The sequence below is a fragment of the Mesorhizobium sangaii genome, assembly GCF_014207355.1.
GTDB classification, from domain to species: domain Bacteria; phylum Pseudomonadota; class Alphaproteobacteria; order Rhizobiales; family Rhizobiaceae; genus Mesorhizobium; species Mesorhizobium sangaii.
This window is the reverse complement of sequence record NZ_JACHEF010000001.1, coordinates 1,040,779-1,058,606: the sequence shown is the minus strand read 5'-3', so window position 1 is coordinate 1,058,606 and position 17,828 is coordinate 1,040,779. Positions and strand designations below refer to the sequence as shown.

General features: G+C 63.6%; 16 protein-coding genes. 2 read left to right on the top strand and 14 right to left on the bottom strand.

From position 1 onward, the window contains the following. Positions 1-16 precede the first annotated feature (16 nt). The 5 genes from HNQ71_RS05320 to HNQ71_RS05300 form a co-directional block, all read right to left on the bottom strand. Positions 17-991, bottom strand: a complete 975-nt coding sequence (locus tag HNQ71_RS05320) for an ABC transporter substrate-binding protein (protein ID WP_184871495.1) — start codon at positions 989-991, stop codon at positions 17-19. 26 nt (positions 992-1,017) lie between these two features. Continuing rightward, entirely contained in the window at positions 1,018-1,179 is a 162-nt protein-coding gene (locus tag HNQ71_RS05315; protein WP_184871494.1) for a hypothetical protein, read from the bottom strand. 244 nt (positions 1,180-1,423) lie between these two features. After that, positions 1,424-2,188, bottom strand: coding sequence for an SDR family oxidoreductase (locus tag HNQ71_RS05310; RefSeq protein ID WP_184871493.1), 765 nt, complete (start codon positions 2,186-2,188; stop codon positions 1,424-1,426). Between the two features lie 67 nt (positions 2,189-2,255). After that, positions 2,256-3,125 (bottom strand): DUF427 domain-containing protein, encoded by an 870-nt coding sequence (locus tag HNQ71_RS05305; RefSeq protein WP_425492189.1) that lies wholly within the window; start codon positions 3,123-3,125, stop codon positions 2,256-2,258. Between the two features lie 11 nt (positions 3,126-3,136). Then, positions 3,137-4,792 (bottom strand): ABC transporter substrate-binding protein, encoded by a 1,656-nt coding sequence (locus HNQ71_RS05300; RefSeq protein ID WP_184871491.1) that lies wholly within the window; start codon positions 4,790-4,792, stop codon positions 3,137-3,139. A gap of 112 nt (positions 4,793-4,904) precedes the next feature. Between HNQ71_RS05300 and HNQ71_RS05295 the strand changes: the two genes are divergently transcribed. Then, positions 4,905-5,807 (top strand): LysR family transcriptional regulator, encoded by a 903-nt coding sequence (locus HNQ71_RS05295; protein WP_184871490.1) that lies wholly within the window; start codon positions 4,905-4,907, stop codon positions 5,805-5,807. 30 nt (positions 5,808-5,837) lie between these two features. On the opposite strand, the gene HNQ71_RS05290 is transcribed toward HNQ71_RS05295, so the two are convergent. The 8 genes from HNQ71_RS05290 to HNQ71_RS05255 form a co-directional block, all read right to left on the bottom strand. Then, a complete protein-coding gene (locus HNQ71_RS05290) occupies positions 5,838-7,868 on the bottom strand; it encodes a dipeptide ABC transporter ATP-binding protein (RefSeq protein WP_184871489.1) in 2,031 nt (676 codons plus the stop codon). Further along, a complete protein-coding gene (locus tag HNQ71_RS05285) occupies positions 7,861-8,739 on the bottom strand; it encodes an ABC transporter permease (protein WP_184871488.1) in 879 nt (292 codons plus the stop codon). Before HNQ71_RS05285 ends, HNQ71_RS05290 begins: the two co-directional genes overlap by 8 nt. Then, a complete protein-coding gene (locus HNQ71_RS05280) occupies positions 8,736-9,689 on the bottom strand; it encodes an ABC transporter permease subunit (RefSeq protein WP_184872244.1) in 954 nt (317 codons plus the stop codon). The genes HNQ71_RS05285 and HNQ71_RS05280 overlap by 4 nt, the downstream gene beginning before the upstream one ends. A gap of 71 nt (positions 9,690-9,760) precedes the next feature. Continuing rightward, a complete protein-coding gene (locus HNQ71_RS05275; protein ID WP_184871487.1) occupies positions 9,761-11,425 on the bottom strand; it encodes an ABC transporter substrate-binding protein in 1,665 nt (554 codons plus the stop codon). Between the two features lie 250 nt (positions 11,426-11,675). Further along, positions 11,676-12,860, bottom strand: a complete 1,185-nt coding sequence (locus tag HNQ71_RS05270) for a mandelate racemase/muconate lactonizing enzyme family protein (RefSeq protein WP_184871486.1) — start codon at positions 12,858-12,860, stop codon at positions 11,676-11,678. Position 12,861: 1 nt separating this feature from the next. Then, positions 12,862-13,968, bottom strand: coding sequence for an enolase C-terminal domain-like protein (locus HNQ71_RS05265; protein ID WP_184871485.1), 1,107 nt, complete (start codon positions 13,966-13,968; stop codon positions 12,862-12,864). A 35-nt stretch (positions 13,969-14,003) separates the two neighbouring features. Further along, entirely contained in the window at positions 14,004-14,696 is a 693-nt protein-coding gene (locus tag HNQ71_RS05260) for a GntR family transcriptional regulator (RefSeq protein ID WP_184871484.1), read from the bottom strand. A 108-nt stretch (positions 14,697-14,804) separates the two neighbouring features. Continuing rightward, positions 14,805-15,605 (bottom strand): HalD/BesD family halogenase, encoded by an 801-nt coding sequence (locus HNQ71_RS05255; RefSeq protein ID WP_246461198.1) that lies wholly within the window; start codon positions 15,603-15,605, stop codon positions 14,805-14,807. Between the two features lie 104 nt (positions 15,606-15,709). On the opposite strand from HNQ71_RS05255, the gene HNQ71_RS05250 reads away from it, so the two are divergent. Further along, positions 15,710-16,642, top strand: coding sequence for a LysR substrate-binding domain-containing protein (locus HNQ71_RS05250; protein WP_184871483.1), 933 nt, complete (start codon positions 15,710-15,712; stop codon positions 16,640-16,642). 21 nt (positions 16,643-16,663) lie between these two features. Here HNQ71_RS05250 and HNQ71_RS05245 read toward each other — a convergent pair whose 3' ends face one another. After that, positions 16,664-17,815 carry an efflux RND transporter periplasmic adaptor subunit gene (locus HNQ71_RS05245; protein ID WP_184871482.1) on the bottom strand — a complete coding sequence of 384 codons (1,152 nt, stop codon included), beginning with the start codon at positions 17,813-17,815 and terminating at the stop codon, positions 16,664-16,666. Positions 17,816-17,828: the final 13 nt, after the last annotated feature.

Sequence of the window (17,828 nt, the reverse complement as noted above, 5' to 3'; positions counted from 1 at the left end):
TTTCCAGTCGGAACGATCACTGCGCCCAGGCTTTCCAGTCTGCCTCATGGGCAGCGATCCAGGCGGCGGCGACGTCTTCCGGCGTCTTGCCGCCGAGGTCGATCTCGCCGCTCATCTTGTTGAGCTCATCGGTGTCGATCGTGTAGGCCTTCGCCACCTTGTAGGCGACCGGCCATTTGTCCTTCATGCCGGACCATGAGTACTTCCAGATCTCGCCATGCGGCTTGCCGCAATCATATTTGGCGTCGGGATTCACGCCCCATTTCGGGTCATTGTAGCATTTGGGGGTGTATTCGGGGAATTGCACCCATTCGCCCTTGTATTTGGCCGGCGCCCAATGCGGCGAATAGATCCACAGCATGATCGGCGCCTTGCGCTGATAGGCCGAGTCCAGCTCTGCGAACATCGCCGCGTCGGTGCCGGCATGGATCACGGTGAAGGGCAGTTTCAGCGCCTCGACACGCTCGTCGTCAAAGCCTTCCCAGGTCACCGGGCCGCCGAGATAGCGACCCTTGGGTGCGGTCTCGGCCGTCGAAAATGCTTCGGCGCATTTCGGGTCCTTCAGCGCTTCCCAATTGGGCAAGCCCGGGCACTTTTCCTTCATGTATTCGGGAAACCACCACTCTTCCTTGGCCTTAGGCCCGAGCTTGCCGAGCCGTTCGGTCTGGCCGGTCGCGTCGGAGGCTTTCATGGCTTCGCCGGCGGTCGTGTCCCAGAACTCAAGGCCGACATCGAGGTCACCATTGGTGAGGCCTGTGGTCAGGCTGGAGAGGTAGTCGGCGGTCGGGTATTCGACGGTATAGCCGAGCTTTTCCAGGATGCCGCCTAGGATCTTGGCGTTCAGGTTGACGCTGGTCCAGTCGAACAGCGCGATCTTGATCGGGTCGTTGGATTCAGGCGCTGCGGCTTGGGCGGAAGGTGTCAGCAGGCTTAGGGTCGCGAGCGCGACGGCACCCATCGACAATTTCGAGATCTGGCTGCGAAATGACATGCTTGTTCTCCTTCAAGCTGTGAAAATTATCGTTCGTTCCCTTCTTGCGGCTTTTCTTGATTGTGTTGGAAAGGCTGGTCGTTGCGCAAGGCCGTCGGCGCCGAATTGTCGCCCTGGCTTTGGCCAAGGCGGGCAAGATGGTGCTCAATTCTGCTGATGTTCGAATGGGACTTGAGGGTCAGCGTCATGGCTGCCGACGGATCGCTATGGAAGCGATCACCTGCGGATCAATCGCCAGTCTTGCGGCGCCCTGCAAGGTGCGAGCCATCAAGGTCCCATAATCTCGGCTGTCGGCCCGGCAAGCCCCATCTCGCCAGGACCGTTTCATAGGATGAAATTATATATACCAACGTTCATGTCGCGCAACGACTAACGCCCGTGGGTTGCAAAATTTCAGGCCGCAGGCAAAGGCGGGCCGCCGGATGGCAGAACCTACCAGCAGACGTAGCCGCCATCGACAATCAGGTCGAGGCCGGTGACGAAGCTCGATGCGCGGCTGGCCAGGAACACGGTCGGTCCGACCATTTCCTCCGGCGCCGCCATGCGTCCCATCGGTGTGTCGCGCTTGAAGATCTTGATCTCTTCAGCTACCTCCGGCCGCTTGTTCATCGGCGTCAGCGTGTAACCCGGGCTGACGACATTCACCCGCAGCCCACGGTCGGCCCACTCCATGGCGAGGCTCTTCGACATGTGGATGACGGCGGCTTTCGAGGAGTTGTAGTGCGCCTGCGTCAGGCCCCGGTTGACGATGGTGCCCGACATCGAAGCGATGTTGATGATCGAGCCCTTACGCCGCGCCAGCATCTTGCGGGCTTCGGCCTGGCAGGACAGGAACACGCCGGCGACATTGACCTCGTGTACCTTCCGCCATGTCTCCAGCGACAGCGTCTCGGCCGGTTCGGAACCGGCAATGCCGGCATTGTTGACGGCGACGGTCAGCGCACCGAGTTCACTCTCGAGGCGATCGATCGCCGTCGCGAGATCGCTCTGCGATGTCACCGTGCCGGTCAGCACCAGCGCCTTGCGGCCGAGTGCCGTGATCCGGTGGGCGGTTTCGTCCAGCCCGCCTTTCGAGGCATGGCCGAAACAGGCGACGTCGGCGCCTGCCTCGGCCAGTCCGATCGCTATTGCCTGGCCGATGCCGCTGCCGGCGCCGGTGACCAGCGCGACATCGCCGTCCAGTTTGAAAAGATCCATCGATAGCCCTCCCTGCCTCGGAGAGGGTACGCGCTGAGCCGTGCTCCGATCAAGCGCCCTGCATCGCTCAGAAATAGCCGTCCGACGCGGCTGTCGCTTCCTTCGGGATTTCGACGCCGTCGACCAGGATCTTGTCGACCAGTTCGTGGTGGAAGCAGACCAGCCCCTTGATGCGCTCCGCCTCGTGCACCGGCTCGGGATAGTACCAGACCAGGTTCTCGTGGCGTTTGGCCTTGGTCGTCACGTGATAGTAGTTGGAGATGCCCTTGTAAGGGCAGCGCGAGATGTAGCGGCTGGGCGCAAACATATCGAGCCGCGTATCGGAGATTGGCAGATAGTGGCGCACCGGATGGCCGGTCTCGAACAGGAACACGCCGCGGCGTGAATCGGCGACCTGCTCACCATCGAGAATGACCTGCACGCGCCGCGACGAAGGCAGGCAGTCGACGCGGCGGAACGGATCGCGGGCGTGAACGAAGATCTCCTCGTCCTCCTCGAACCAGTGGCCCATCTTGCTCCAGTAGAACGACATATAGTCGGCGAGCGGCGGGCAGCCTTTCACCGGATCGGCATAGCGCCAGGCCGCGTCCTCCACCAGCGTCACGCCGGTGTTGAGCGAATAATGGGTCGCCACGCCCTTGAACGGGCTCTCGGTCGTCGTCGTGCTCGGCAAGAGAAATTCTTCGCGCACGTCGCTCATCGGAAAATAATAGACCGGCAGATGGTCGGACTCGTAGAGCACCAGCGCGTTGACGGTGTCGGCGACAATCATCGACCCAACCTGCACCCGCAGCCGCTTCTGTGTCGGCATGGTGAAGGCGACATAACCCGGTTCGAAATCATATTGGGTGATGCTGTCGAGCAGCGGAAAATGCGGCCCGCGGCCGCGCAGATGACGCTTGCGAATGGTACTCTCCCGGTTCTTGGTCTTGGCCATCACGTTCATGATCAGCCTATGGATACGCGATCGAGCAACAGCCCGGCGGCGATCGGCGGCAAGCCGCTGACATTCTTGCGCACCGGCACCAGCAAGTCGGGGAAATAGCTGAAAATGACCGGCGTCTCGTCGAGCAGCAGCTTCTGGATGTCGGAGGCGGCACTGCGCTGTGCGCCGATATCGAGCGCCTTCAGATAGCTGGCGACCATGCCGTCATAGGCCGGGTTCTTGAAATGCGCCGCATTCCAGGGGCCGTCGCTAACCAGCGGGCTTTTGAGGAAGACGTTGGGCACGCTACGATGCGCGTAGTCGGTGATGCCGAGCGGGCTGTCCAGCCAGTCCGACTGGCCGAACACAGCCTTGCCGTAGTACTTGTCCTGGTCCTCGATGTTGAGCGCGATGAGGGCGCCGATTTCCTTGGCGAAGTTCTGGAACAGCTGCGCGTAGCCGGGAATGTCGGAATAGCGCAGCGTCGTCAGCGTGATGTCGAAGCCGCTGGCAACGCCGGCCGCTTCAAGCAACTGCTTGGCCTTGGCGATATCCTGGACGCGTTGCGGCACTGTCTTGTCGGTCGCGGGGAAGGCCGGCGCGAACGGGCTGTCATTGCCGGTCGCCGCCATGCCACGGCACAGGCCATCGACCAGCTTGGAGCGGTCGATACACAATGCCAGCGCCTGGCGCACACGCTTGTCGGTGAAGGGGCCGGTGTCGCAGCGCATGTGCAACTGGCGGTGCGCGGTCGATGCCACACGCAGCACCGTGATGTCGGGGCTGTTGAGCACGACCTGGCTGACATCGAGCGGAACGGCGTCGAGGATGTCGACCTCGCCGGCCTGCAGCGCCAGGATGCGCGGCTGCACGTCGCCGTAGAACTTGAATTCGAGACGGTCCGGCAGCGCCTTCTCGCCCCAATAATCGGGGTTGCGCACGAAGGTCGCGCCGACCTTCGGCGTGTAGGTCTCCAGCCGGAACGGTCCGGTCCCTTCGAAGGTCTTTTCGTAGTCGCCCTTGTAGCTCGCCGGCAGGATGACGGCGTTGTAATTGTCGATCGACACCGAATAGGGAAAGCTGCCGTTCGGCGCATCGAGATGGAAGGCGACGGTGTGGTCGTCGACCTTCCTCGTGCCGCCCTTCGACAGCAGGCCCTTGAAGACGGACAGCGCGTTCGAGGCGCCGCTGGGGTCGGCCAGACGGTCGAAGGTCGCGACGACGTCATCGGCCTTGAAGTCTTCGCCATTGTGGAATTTCACGCCTTTGCGCAGCTTGAAGGTCCACACGCTGCCATCATCGTTCGGCGCCCAGCTTTCCGCCAGCACCGGCTTCAAGGTGAGGTCCGCCTGGGTGATGCAGAGAAACTCGGCGGTCTGGAAAACCAGCTGGCAGCTGCCGCTGTCATAATAGGTGACGGGATCGATGGCGCCGCCCGGCGTGGCGACGCCGGCGCGCACCGTGCCGCCCGGCTTGCCCTCGGCGCGGACCTGCTGCGTGCCGAGACCGGCTGCGGCAACGAGGCCGCCGAGGAATGGCAGGGAGAGGCCAAGCACGCTGCCATGGCGCAGGAAATCGCGCCGGCCCATCCTGCCGGCGAGCAGTTCATCGACAGCGGAATTTTCGATTGCCGTGAGATTCCGGCGAGCGGCGTCGGTCATCCTGAAATGCTTTGGCATGGCTGCATTCCTCGCTTGGCTTGGGGTTCGCCATCTAGTTCATTGTTGACTGCCGCCGCAAAGCGATATTTTTTGATAGGGGCCATCGAAATTTTCGATGCGAGGGTAAGGCATGGACACTGAAAATCTGCGCAGCTTTCTCGAAGTTGCCGCCCATGGCAGCTTCACCGTCGCGGCCAGCCGGCTCAATCTCGCCCAGTCCACCGTCAGCGCACGGATCCGGGGACTGGAGGAGCAGTTGGGGCGCCGGCTTTTCGTGCGCGACCGCGATGGCGTGACGCTGACGCCGGCCGGCCGCCAGTTCCTGCCGCACGCCTCTTCCATCACCCGCACCTGGGAGCAATCGCGGCAGGACATCGCCGTTCCCGATGGCTACGAGACGCTGCTGCGGCTGACCGCCCCCGCCTATCTGTGGGACCGCATCACCTCGCCATGGGTCGAGTGGATGCGCGCCAGGCGGCCGAACGTGGCGCTGCGCCTGGAGGGCAGTTTTCCGGATCTGGCGATCGACCAGCTGGCGGAAGGCCTGCTCGACATCTGCATCCTCTATCTGCCGCGCCCGCATCCAGGCATCGTCTACGAAACGCTGGCGGTAGACCAGGTCGTGCTCGTTCAGCATGCCGCGCAGACGAAGTCCTGGACCGAAAACTACATCCTCATGGACTGGGGGCTGGAATTCCGCATCGAGCACGACCGCGCCTTTGCCGGCATGGTCAAGCCGGCCATCTCGGCCGGACTGGTCTTCATCGGTCTGCAGCATGTGCTGTCTCGGCAGGCGGCGGCCTACCTGCCGCTCAGTGCCGTCAGCACGCATATCGAGCGCGGCGAAATGCGCCGCATCGACAACGCGCCGGTGTTCCAGCGCCCGATCTACCTTGCCTATCCCAGCAATCCGGTCTCGTCGGATGTCCTGGATGTCGCGCTCACCGGGCTGCGCTCGCTGGCTGGAGATTGGGCGGAAGGTCAGGGGTTTTCGGAAGGCGACCGTTCCCTGGGCATGACCGGCCAGACGTGACGGGTCAGGCCGTATCCATGGCCATGCCCGCTACGCCGGTTCGGTCACCACGTCCTTCTGCAGCCGTGCCAGTTCCTCGTAGGGGATATGGCAGCGGATCGAGTGGCCGGGCTGCGCTTCGCTAAGCGGCGGTTCCTGCTGCTCGCAGATCGCACCGATCTTGCGCGGGCAGCGCGTGTGGAACACGCAGCCCGACGGCGGGTTGGTGGCGCTGGGGATTTCGCCGTCGAGGCGAATGCGCGCCGTTTCGGTCTGATCGAGCTTGGGCACGGCCGACAGCAGTGCTTCGGTATAGGGATGATGCGGGCCGGAAAAGACGTCTTCCGACGGTCCGAGTTCCATGATGCGGCCGAGATAGAGCACGGCGATCTTGTCCGAGAGGTAACGCACAACGGCAAGATCATGCGAGATGAAGATGTAGCTGACGTCTTCCTTCGACTGCAGGTCGGCCAGCAGGTTGAGGATCGCCGCCTGCACCGACACGTCGAGCGCCGAGGTCGGCTCGTCGCACACGACGATGCGCGGGTCGCCGGCGAAGGCGCGCGCAATGGCGACGCGCTGCTTCAGGCCGCCAGAGAGCTGGCGTGGCTTGACGGCAAGATGCCGGTCGGTCAACCGGACTGAACGGACGAGGTCGTTGAGCCGAGCCTCCAGCGCCTTGCCGCTCAAGCCCGCAAGCCGCTTCAGTGCGCGGCCGATCAGGTGCCGGATCGAGTGCGAGCGGTTGAGTGCCGAGTCCGGATTCTGGAAGACGATCTGCATCGCCTTGATCTGGTCGTCGCTGCGGTTTTCCAGCCGCGGCGCCAGCGCCTTGCCTTCGAGCACGATCGTGCCGCCGTCATCCGGCGGCACAAGGCCGAGCAGCAGCCTGGCGAAGGTCGTCTTGCCGCTGCCGGACTCGCCGACCAGCCCAAGCGTTTCGCCCGGGCGCAAATCGAGCGAAACGTCCTTCACGGCGCGCAGCGCGTGGCCATGGCTGGAATAGGTCTTGTTCAGCCCGGCGACGCGCAGCACCGGCACGGCTGCCGCCTTTGGCGTGGGCGCGACATCGCTCGGGGTTGCGCGCGGCAACGCCTGCGCCTTCTCGTGATAGAAGCAGCGCGACAGCCGGCCGCCTAGATCGTAGAGCGGCGGCAATTCGCTGCGGCAGCGGTCGTCGGCGAGCGCGCAACGGTCGGCGAACGCACAGCCCTTGATGTCGGCACCGATGCCGGGCAGGAAGCCTGGAATGGTGTCGAGCCGACCCTGGTCCTTGCGCTGACCGCCGCGCGGCAGGCAGCGCAGCAGCGCCACCGTATAGGGATGGCGCGGATCGTTGAACACGACCTCGGTCGGCCCTTCCTCCACCAGCATGCCGGCATAGAGCACACCGACCCGGTCGCACATGTTGGAGACGACCGCGAGGTTGTGGCTGATGAACAGGATCGACGCCGACAGTTCCTGCCGGAGCTGCGCGATCAGGTCGAGCACTTCGGCTTCCACCGTCGCATCGAGGCCGGTCGTCGGCTCGTCGAGGATCAGCATCGACGGATCGTTGGCCAGCGCCATGGCAATCGCCACGCGCTGCTGCATGCCGCCGGAAAGCTGGTGCGGGTAGCGTTGCATGACGCTTGTCGGATCGGAGATGCGCACGCGGTTCAGCATGGCAATCGCGCGATCCTCGGCCGCCTTGCTTGTTATGCCGCCAAGTTCAAAAATCTCGGTCAGCTGGCGGCCGACGCGGATCGACGGGTTCAGCGCCTTGCCCGGATCCTGGTAGACCATGGAGACGCTTTCGGCCCGCGCCCGCCTGAGCGCCTCGGCATCCAGCTTCATGACGTCCTGGCCGTCGAGCGAGATCGCGCCGCCCGTGATCGAACCGTTTCGCGGCAGATAGCGCACGACGGTGAGCGCCACGGTGGATTTGCCGCAACCGGACTCGCCGACCAGCCCGTAGGCTTCGCCCTGGCCTATGTTGAGGCTAAGGTTGCGCAGCACCGCGCGGTTGCGGCCGGCAACGCGGTAGGCGACCGACAGGTCTCTGAGTTCGAGCGCGTTTTCTGCCTTGGCGGATCTAGTCATTGAGCGCTCCGTGAACGCCGTCGGCCGCCAGATTGACGCCAATCACCAGCGAGGCGATGGCCAGCGCGTCGAACAGCACCGTCCACCAGAAACCGCCGCCGATCATGCCGTAATTGTTGGAGATCGACAGCCCCCAGTCGGGCGAGGGCGGCTGGATGCCGAAGCCCATGAAAGAGAGCGTGGCAACCGCGAAAATAGCATAGCCGAGCCGTACGGTGGTCTCGACCAGGATCGGCGGGATGACGTTGGGCAGGATCTCGACGAACATCGTATGCACGGCACTTTCGTGCCGAAGCTGTGCGGCGGCGACATAGTCGAGTTCGCGCTCGGCAAGCACCGCGGAGCGCACCGTGCGCGCGATGATCGGCGCGAAACTCAGGCCGATGACGACGATGACCGTCGTCTTGGACGTGCCGAGCGCAACGATGGCCAAAAGCGCAACGATGACCACCGGGATCGCCATGAAGGCTTCGAGGATGCGGCTGACGACGTCGTCGACGAGGCCGCGAAAATAGCCGGTGAGCAGGCCGAGCGCCGTGCCGGCCACTGTCGCCAGCAAGGTCGCCAGCGGGGCGACGGTCAAGATATCGCGCGAGCCGACGATGACGCGCGAGAAGACGTCGCGGCCGATCTGGTCAGTGCCGAACCAGTGTTCGGCCGAAGGCGGCGCGAGCGCGTTGATGATGTCGTCGGCAAGCGGGTCGTAAGGCGCGAAATGCTCGCCGAACAGGGCGCAGGCCACCCAGAACATCACGATGGCGAAACCGGTCAGGAAGGTGCCGGAGCGCAGCAGCGACAACAGCACCTCCGCCAACGGGCCGCGCCTGCGCGTGTCGTCGGGAGTGGGGGAGGTGGTCTGGACGGCGCTCATTGATCTGACCCCAGCCGGATGCGCGGATTGAGCACGGAATAGAGGAAGTCGGCGACAAGCGTCGCCACCGCATAGACGATGCCGATGGTGAGAATTCCCGATTCCAGCATCGGGAAATCCTTGCCGCGTGCCGCGGTGAAGATCAGCGAGCCGATGCCCTGGTAGCGGAACAGCGTCTCGATCACGACGAGGCCGCCGATGAGATAGCCGGTCTGCGTCGCGATGACGGTGATGGTCGGCAACAGCGCGTTGCGCAGCACATGCCGCCAGATCACCGTGCGCCATGGCAGGCCCTTGAGCACCGCTGTTCGCGTGTAGTCGGAATCGAGCGCCTCGATCATGCCGGAACGCGCCATGCGGGCGATATAGCCGAACAGCACCAGGAACAGCGGCAGCGAAGGCAGGATCAGGTAGTAGAGCTGGGTGAAAAAGCCGGCATTGCGCGGCCAGGCGGCCGATATCGGCAGCCAGCGCAGCCAGACGCCGAAAATCAGGATCAGGATGATGCCGGTGACGAATTCGGGCAGCACCGTCACCGACAGGCCGCCAAGGCTGATGATGCGGTCGAGCGGCCGGTTGAGGTTGAGCGCGGCAACGACGCCGCCGAGGATGCCGATCGGCACCACCAGCACGAAGGCGACCGCCGCCAGCTTCATCGAATTGCCGAGCGCATCGATGACGAAGGGCGCGACCGGCGAGCGGAAGATATAGGAGGTGCCCATGTCGCCCTGGACGAAGTTCGAGATCCAGCCCCAGTACTGCGCCAGCAGCGGGCGATCGACACCGAGCGTGTGATTGAGCGCGTCGACGGCGCGCTGGTCGGCAAATGGGCCCAATATGGCGCGTCCGACATTGCCGGGCAGCACCTGGCCGCCCAGGAACACCATGATGCTGAGCAGGAACAGCGTCACCAGCGACAGCGAGACACGCCGGGCAAGGAAGGAGAGAATGGCTAAGTCTCCTTGTGGAGCCAGCCCCCGTCAGGGAGCTGGCTGTTACAGGATTGGCTTTCCCTTTCCGTTCAGGCCTTCGATGCCTTGTCGAGGAACAGCTGCGACATCGCGGTCGGCTGCACGCCGGCCACGCCTTTCGCGGTCGCTGTCAAATAGTCGTAGAAATAGCCGAAGATGACCGGCGTTTCTTCGAGCAGCAGGTTCTGGATCTTGCCTGCCGTCGCCTTCTGCGCCTCGAGGTCGAGTGCGGCGATGTAGCTGGTCGCCAGCGTGTCGTAGTCCTTGTTCTTGAAATGCGCCGCGTTCCAGGTGCCGTCGCTCTTCAGCGGTGCTGCAAGATAGACATTCGGCACTCCGCGATGGCCATAGTCGGTGATGCCCATCACCGAATCCAGCCAGTTCGACTTGCCGAACACCGCGTCTCCGTAATAGCCGCCCTGGTCGAGGATATTGAGTTCCAGCTCGATGCCGATCTCCTTGACCCAGTTCTGGATCAGCTGGGCGTATTCGGGGATTTCCAGATAGCGCTCGGTGGTCAGCGTCACCTTGAAGCCCTTGCCGGCGCCTGCCGCTTCCATCAACTGCTTGGCCTGGGCGATATCCTGCTTGCGCTGCGGCACGCTCGTATCGGTCGATGGGTAGGCCGGGGCGAACGGGCTGTCATTGCCTGGTGAAGCCCGGCCTTTCATCAGGCCGGCAACCAGCTTCTCACGGTCGAGGCTGAGTGCGATGGCACGGCGCACGCGCGGGTCCTTGAACGGGTCCGAATCGCAGCGCATATGCAGTTGCTGGTGAGCGACCGACTTCAGGCTGATGATGTCGACATTCGGATCGTTCAGCAGCGCGACACCGGACAGCACCGGCAACTGGTTGATGATGTCGACCTGTCCGCCCTGCAGTGCCAGGATTTGCGGCTGCGTGTCGGTAAAGAAGGTGAACTCGGTGCGCTCCGGCAACGCCTTGGTGCCCCAATAGTCTTCGTTGCGGACGAAGGAGGCGCCGACCTTTGCCGTGTACTTCTCGATCTTGAACGGCCCGGTGCCGTCGAAGCTCTTCTCGTACTCGCCCTTGTAGCTCGCCGGGATGATGACGGCGTTGTAGTTGTCGGACGACAGCATGTAGGGGAAGTTGCCGTTCGGAGCGTCGAGGTGGAACTCCACCGTGTAGTCGTCGACCTTCTTGCTGGCGCCCTTCTGTAGGATGCCGTTGAACACCGACAGCGCGTTGGACGAGTTTGCCGGGTCGGCAAGGCGGTCGATGCTGGCCACGACGTCGTCGGCCTTCATCTCGCCGCCGCTGTGGAATTTCACGCCCTTGCGCAGCTTGAAGGTCCACACCGTGCCGTTGTCGTTCGGCTTCCAGCTTTCGGCCAGCGCCGGCTGCAGCACGAGGTCGGGTCCGTCGATGCAGAGGAACTCGGCAACCTGCTGCATGATCAGCAGGCCGCCGGCGTCGGCAATGGTAACCGGGTCGATCGTTGCCGCCGGCACGCTGCTGGCGATGCGGATGGTGGCGCCGGGCGTGCCCTGGGCGCGCGCCAGCGACGGCATGCCGCCGAGGCCGGCTGCCGCGCCGATGCGGCCAAGCAGCGGCAGCGACAGGCCAAGCAGGCTGCCGTGACGGATGAAGTCGCGGCGGCTGACCCTGCCGTCGACAAGGCCATCGATCAGGTGATTTTCAAGCGGCGAACGGTTGCGCCGGATCAGGTCGAGAATGTGATAATTCTTGCTCATGGGTTTTTACCCTTTCCCCTATGTTCTTATGGCTGATCTTATGGCTGACGAATTTTGCGGATAGCTCCATTTTCCGGCCGCCAGAGAGCCTGTCGACCGGGACTGTAGCATGCGATTTTGTCCGGTCCATCCAGTCCTTGGCGTGGATGCGCCGGATTCCTCGCTGCACTGCTTTCACCCGTCTTTGTCCAACCTTCCCGACCGAAGTCGCGGCGGTTGGCTTCTCGTTTCTTGGTCGCTTGCCCGTCATCTAGTTCAGCGGCAAACGGCGATAGGTTCCGGGCTTTGCCGGGTCATGATACTTGTTGCACGGTCCTTTCTCGATAAAGTCTCTGTGACAGGCAGCGAGGTTTTCTCGTGACAACGTGACACCGAGACCGGGGCCTTCCGGCACGCGCACGACGTTGTTCTTCGGCGAAAACGGCCCTTCCTCGGTGACATCCATCGGCAGCATGCGAAACAGCGACTGGTTGGGCTCCCTGATCCAGCCAAGTGCCGCGCACAGATGCAGATAGGCCGCGCTGCCGATGCCGCTGTCGCCGCTGTAGCACCAGTAATCGATGCCGGCATGCTCGCAGGCGCCGACGAAGCGCAGCATGCGTCCGATGCCGCCATGCGTCGTCGGGTTGCCGACGAAAGCGTCCGGCACTTTCATGTCCATGGCGCGCGCAATGTCGATGTTGTGGGTCGAGAACGGGATCGAACAGTGGCGCCGCAGTTCGCGCATCTCCTCGATGGTCGCCACCGGATCCTCCCAATTGCGCACGCCCAGCTCCTCCAGCGGTCGTGCCAGCCGACGCGCTGTCGCCAGCGAATAGGCCTGGTTGGAATCGATGCGGATCATCGCATCGTCGCCAAGTCTTTCGCGGATCAGCTCGACCATTTTCAGCGAGACTTTTGGATCCTGCGTCGAAAACTTGCCTTCGAAGAAGGTTGTCCCATGGGTCTCGTGCAGCTCGACGCAGTAATCGGCGACCTCTTCCGGCGTCGTCTCGCCCTTGACCTTTGGTCCGTCGCCGCGCAGCGAAAAATAGTCCGTGAACGGGATGTCCTTGCGCACGGCGCCGCCGAGCAGCTGGTAGAGCGGCTGGTTCCACGCCTTGCCGCGTAGATCCCAGAACGCCATCTCGATGGCGCCGAAGGCCATGATGCGGGTGCGGTCGTTGATCGACTGGACGCCGGTCCAGTAGGGCAGGCAGACATTCTCGGCGCCGGCGATGTCGAAGGCATCGCGGCCGACGAGGCGCGGCGCCAGGACATCATTGATGATCGCGGCGGCCGCCGGTGTCGGCGCCTCGCCGAGGCCGATCAGCCCATCCTCGGTCTCGACCTCGACGATGGTCGGCGAGAACCCATCAAGTTCGCCGAACACCCAGGCGTATGGCGCCTCGAGGCGAAGGTTGATCGGCGTGGCCTTGATGCCGCGGATTTTCATCTCAGCCGCCGATTTCGAAGAACGGGGCGCCAAGCAGGTCGGGAACGACGTCGATGCCGAGGCCGGGTCCATCCGGAATGCCCATGCGGCTGCCGGTGACCGGCGGCTTGTTCGACGCCGTGCGCACCGTCACCCATTCGTGGAACGCGATCGCGTGCAGGCGGCGTTCTTCAGGTGTCGACAGCGACAGATGCGCCATCGCCGCAGTGTCGATCTCGGCGCCGCCGGTGTCCTCGACGGTGATCATGAAGCCGAGGTCGACGGCGAGATCGCGGATCTGCCGCGTCTTCGTCACGCCGCCAAGCCGCGAGATCTTCAAAGTCAGCCCGTCGGCGGCACCCTTGCGATGGATGTCGAGCATGTCGTCGAGCGAGGCGACGGATTCGTCGAGCACCATCGGCTTGTCGAGCGAACGGCGCACCGACATGCATTCGTCGATCGTCGTGCAGGGCTGCTCGAACGTGTAGTCGATGGCCCGCGTCGCGTCGGCGAACTGGCGCGCCTGGTAGGGCGTCCAGCCGGCATTGGCGTCGCAGAAGATCACCGTGCCTTTCGGCACCGAAGCGGCGACCGCCGTCACACGCTCGATGTCGTCATGGACATTGCCGCCGACCTTGACCTGCAGCCGATGGAAGCCATCCTTGACAATGCGCTTGGCCAATGCCGCCATGGCCTCGACGCTGCCGTGGGTGACGACCTTGTACAGCTCCGCCGTCTCGCTCTCCCGGCCGCCGAGCAGTGTCACCAGCGGCACGTCGGCGGCGCGCGCGGCAAGGTCCCAGCAGGCCATGTCGAGCGCCGACTTGATGTAGGGATGACCCTTGAACACCGTATCCATCAGCCGGCCGATGGTGGCCAGTCCGCGCGGATCGTGGCTGATGAGATGGGGCGCGATCTCGACCACGCCGGCTCGAACGCCGGCCGCGAAGGCGGGCGAGTAGAAATTGCCGAGCGGCGCCATCTCGCCCCAGCCGGTGATCCCGCTATCCGAGGTGATGGCGACGATCACCGCGTCGAAGGCGTCGGCAACGCGTCCTTTCGACATGCGGTAGGGCCCGTCCACGAAGGGCTGCACGACATGGTAGGCTTTGATGGTTTCGATCTGCACGTGTCTGTCCATTGTCTGCGGTGGTGAGGAACGGGTCAGTCGCCTTTCGACGGGCGCTGTTCGAGATTGCGCGCGTAGGAAAGAAGCTCCTCGAAATCGAGGTCGATATGCTCGCGGGCATGGCGCTGGGCAGCGCGCATGTCGGCACCTTTGAGCAGCGACACATAGGTCTCGTGAACGTCTTCGGCCGGCACCGCTTCGTTGCGGGCCTGCTGGTGCAGGGCGAAATACATCTGCAGCCGGCTGGTCAACCGCTGCCAGGTTTCCAGCAGCACCGAATTGTCGGCCCATTCGTAGATCAGGCCATGCAGTTGCAGCGCCGTTTCGATCTGGCGGGTGGTGTCGCGGTTGCGGGTCGCCTGTTTCACCGCCTCGTGGCGCTGGTCAAGCTCATCGAAGAAACGCTGGTCGCGCAGCGGCCAGGTGCGCTCGATGGCGAATTCGTCGAGCACCTTGTTGAGCGAATACGCATCGTCGATGTCCTTGGCGGTGACATCGACGACGAAGGTGCCGGCATAGGGAATGCTGGTCAGGATGCCTTCCTGCACCAACTCGCGCATCGCCTCGCGCAGTGGCGCGCGGCTGACCCGCATCTGTTCGGAGATCCGGATCTCGTTGAGTTTCTGGCCTGGTTCCAACTGGCCGGTCAGGATCGCGCGCCGCAGCAGCGCGACGATCTCGGCGCGCCGCGTCGTATCCGCAATCGGACTGAAATCCACTTTCGCCATTCGGCCGCTCCCAAGGAAACCGAGAGCAAGACAATCAGATTGTCGACAATCTAACAAGAGGTCAATTTCGGATTCTTGTGCACCGCTGGCATATCTGCCTCTTCGGCCTCAAGCCGCGCGGCCGTAGAAGCCGACCCTTTCCCCGGCGCTGAACATCACACCTGGCTTCTCGTAGTAGGAGAACACCGCGATCATGCGCTCGCGCTCGCCTTCCACGGTGGTGACGCGATGCGCGGTGTTCTTGCCGCAAAAGACGTTGAGTGTGCCCGGCTTCATGCGCAGGATCTTGGCTTCGGGGTCGCGCCCCTCGAGCAGTCTGGCGACGCCGTCATAGTTCGGATTGTCGTCCGACCGCAGGTCCGTCCGGTATTCGAGGTCGCCGCCGCGTTGCGACTGCTGCAGCAGGAGGGTCGTGGTGAATTCCGAACGGTCGAAATGCCAGTTGAGTGCCTCGCCGGCGCGATAGGCCATCACGTTGGTGCGCGCCAGCGGATCCTGCATGACATGCAGGCTGGCCTTGTCCATCGCCGCCGCAAGGAAGCGCAGCAGCGGTTCGTATTCGTAGATGGCGAGCACGACGCTGCCTGGGATCTGGTCGGCACAGACGGTGTGGCTGATGGTCTCGACCTTGCGCAACGCCGGATGGTCAGGCGCGAGTTCGGGAATGTCAGGCTTGAAGTAGATGTTGTGCATCCGTTTGTGTTCATGCGACCGTGTGGCCATGACCGGCTGGATTTCCCGCACGGCCTTTTCAGCGATGCCGGGCCGCAGAAACCCCTCGAGGTTGAACATGCCGTCGGCTTCGAGTGCGGCGATCGATTGGTCGACGAGGCGCTTCCATTCGGCGCTGCCTTCGCGGTCGAGCGGATAGCGGTCGAGATCGAGGATGTCTTTCATGGTCATGGTCATAGTCATGGGCTCCGAGGTTCTGGGCCTATGAGGCGGCAAAAAAATCTTTCTCTCAACACGGAAAATAATTAGGATTGGGCAAGAAAAACTTTGGGAAGATCGATGTGGAACGGCTGCCTCCGCTGAATGCGATCAAGGCCTTCGAGGTCGCGGCGCGCGCTGGCAGCTTTACCCTGGCTGCGACCGAGCTTGGCGTGTCCTCGGCGGCGGTGAGCCAGCAGATACGCAACCTCGAAACCTGGTTCGGCAAGCAACTGTTCGTGCGCAGCGGCAACCGCATCGCGCTGACCGACGCCGGTGACGCCATCTATCCGCAAACCGCGCGGGCGCTGGGCGACATAGCGGCGATCGGCCGGCGCATGCTGGAAGGCGGCTTGCGGACGCGCCTTGTCGTCAGCGTGCCGTTTTCGCTGGCTGAACTGTGGCTGGCGCCGAAGCTCGCCGTGCTTCTCGATGCCTTCCCGCAGATGGCGATCGATGTCCGGGTCGAGGACGATCCGGTCGACCTGATGCGCCAGAACATCGACCTGCGCATCAGCTATGGCGACTATCACTATCCCGGATTGAAGCTCATGCGGCTTATCCATGATGACGTCTTGCCGGTCTGCGCGCCTGAATTCTGGCGCCGGCACGGCAATGGCGATCCAGGTCTGGCGGACCTGCATGAAAGCCTGTTCATCCACACCAATTGGGGGCCGAACTACGCCTCGCACCCGACCTGGGCCGATTGGTTCGCGGCATCCGGCGGCAGTCGCTCGCCCGACCCGTCGCATGGGCGGCGCGTCGGCCTGTCCAGCCTGGCAATCACCTCGGCGAGGCTGGGTCTCGGCATTGCCCTTGGTCAGCGGGTCATGGCGCGCGCCGATCTCGAGGCTGGGCGGCTGATCGCGCTCTCATCCGTCTCGGTTCGCCTCGGGCATCCCTATTGCGCGTTCATGCCGCCGGCCAAGTCCGATCGTGCCGATGTCGCCGGTCTGGTGGAGCTGCTCATGAAAGCGGCGCCCGCGACCTATGGGAAGGTCGGGGCGCCGCGCTAAGGCCGGACCTGACGGGGGTGTTCAGGTGGCCGGCTTTTCCGGCAGCGGAGAAATCGGCATTCCGGGTCCGATCTTCTGCAAATTGCCTGTTATCACCTGATCGCCTTCGGCCACGCCGGTCAGGATCGCCACCTGGTCGCCGCTGGTCGGGCCAAGCGAGACCAGCCGCTGGTCGACCGTGTTGCCCTTGCCGACGACGTAGAGATATTTGCCGAGCTGGCTCGAGCCCAGCGCCGTCTGCGGCACCATCAGCGCATCGGCCTGCTGCTTCACATGTAGCCGGACGCGAACATACTGGCCCGGCAGCAGCGTGAACTTGCCGTTGCCGATCGTCGCTCGCGCCGTGATGGTGCCGGTCGAACGGTCCACCGTATTGTCGATGAAGGTGAGTTCGCCCTTCTGGCTGGCCTCGGTCTCGCCGGGAAGCAGGACTTCGACCTCGATTGGACCGGCCGCACGAGCCTGTTCGATCTCAGCCAGGTCCGTTTCGCTCGGGTTGAAGGTGACGTAGATCGGATCGAGTTGCACCAGCGTGTTGAGCACGGTGCCGGCAACGCTGACCAGCGTTCCGACCGAGGCCTGGTTGCGACCCAGGCGTCCGGCAAACGGCGCGCGGATTTCGGCATAGCTCAAATTGAGCTCCGCCGTGCGGACCGCCGCCTGGTTGAGCGCCAGCGACGCCTGTGCTTCGCGCAGGGTGCTGGTGCGCTGGTCGAAGCCGTCCTTGGCGAGATAGCCGCTCTTGGCAAGCTCGGTGCCGCGACCGAGATTGGACCGGGCATAGTCGAGCGTTGCGGTGTCGCGCTGCACCTGCGCCTTCGCCTGGTCGAGAGCCGCCTGGAAGTCATCAGGCGATATCTTGTAGAGAAGATCGCCTTGACGGACGTCGACACCGTCGGCAGCGGCCTGCTCCTGCAGATAGCCCGGAATCCTGGCCTGCAAGGTGATGTTGCGGATCGGCTCCGTCCGCGCCGCGTAGTCGAGGTAGATCGGGATCGTCTTCTTGACGACGCTGACCACCGGCACCGGCATGACGAACGCCGCCGGGGCGGGCGCCGCACCAGCGGTGCCGGCATTTAGGCTGACGTTGCCCATGTCGAGCAGGTGGACGCTGGCCACCGAGATCGCTCCCAGCGCGACAGCCGTTCCCAACGCGATTTTCCATTTACGCATGATTAGTCTCCAA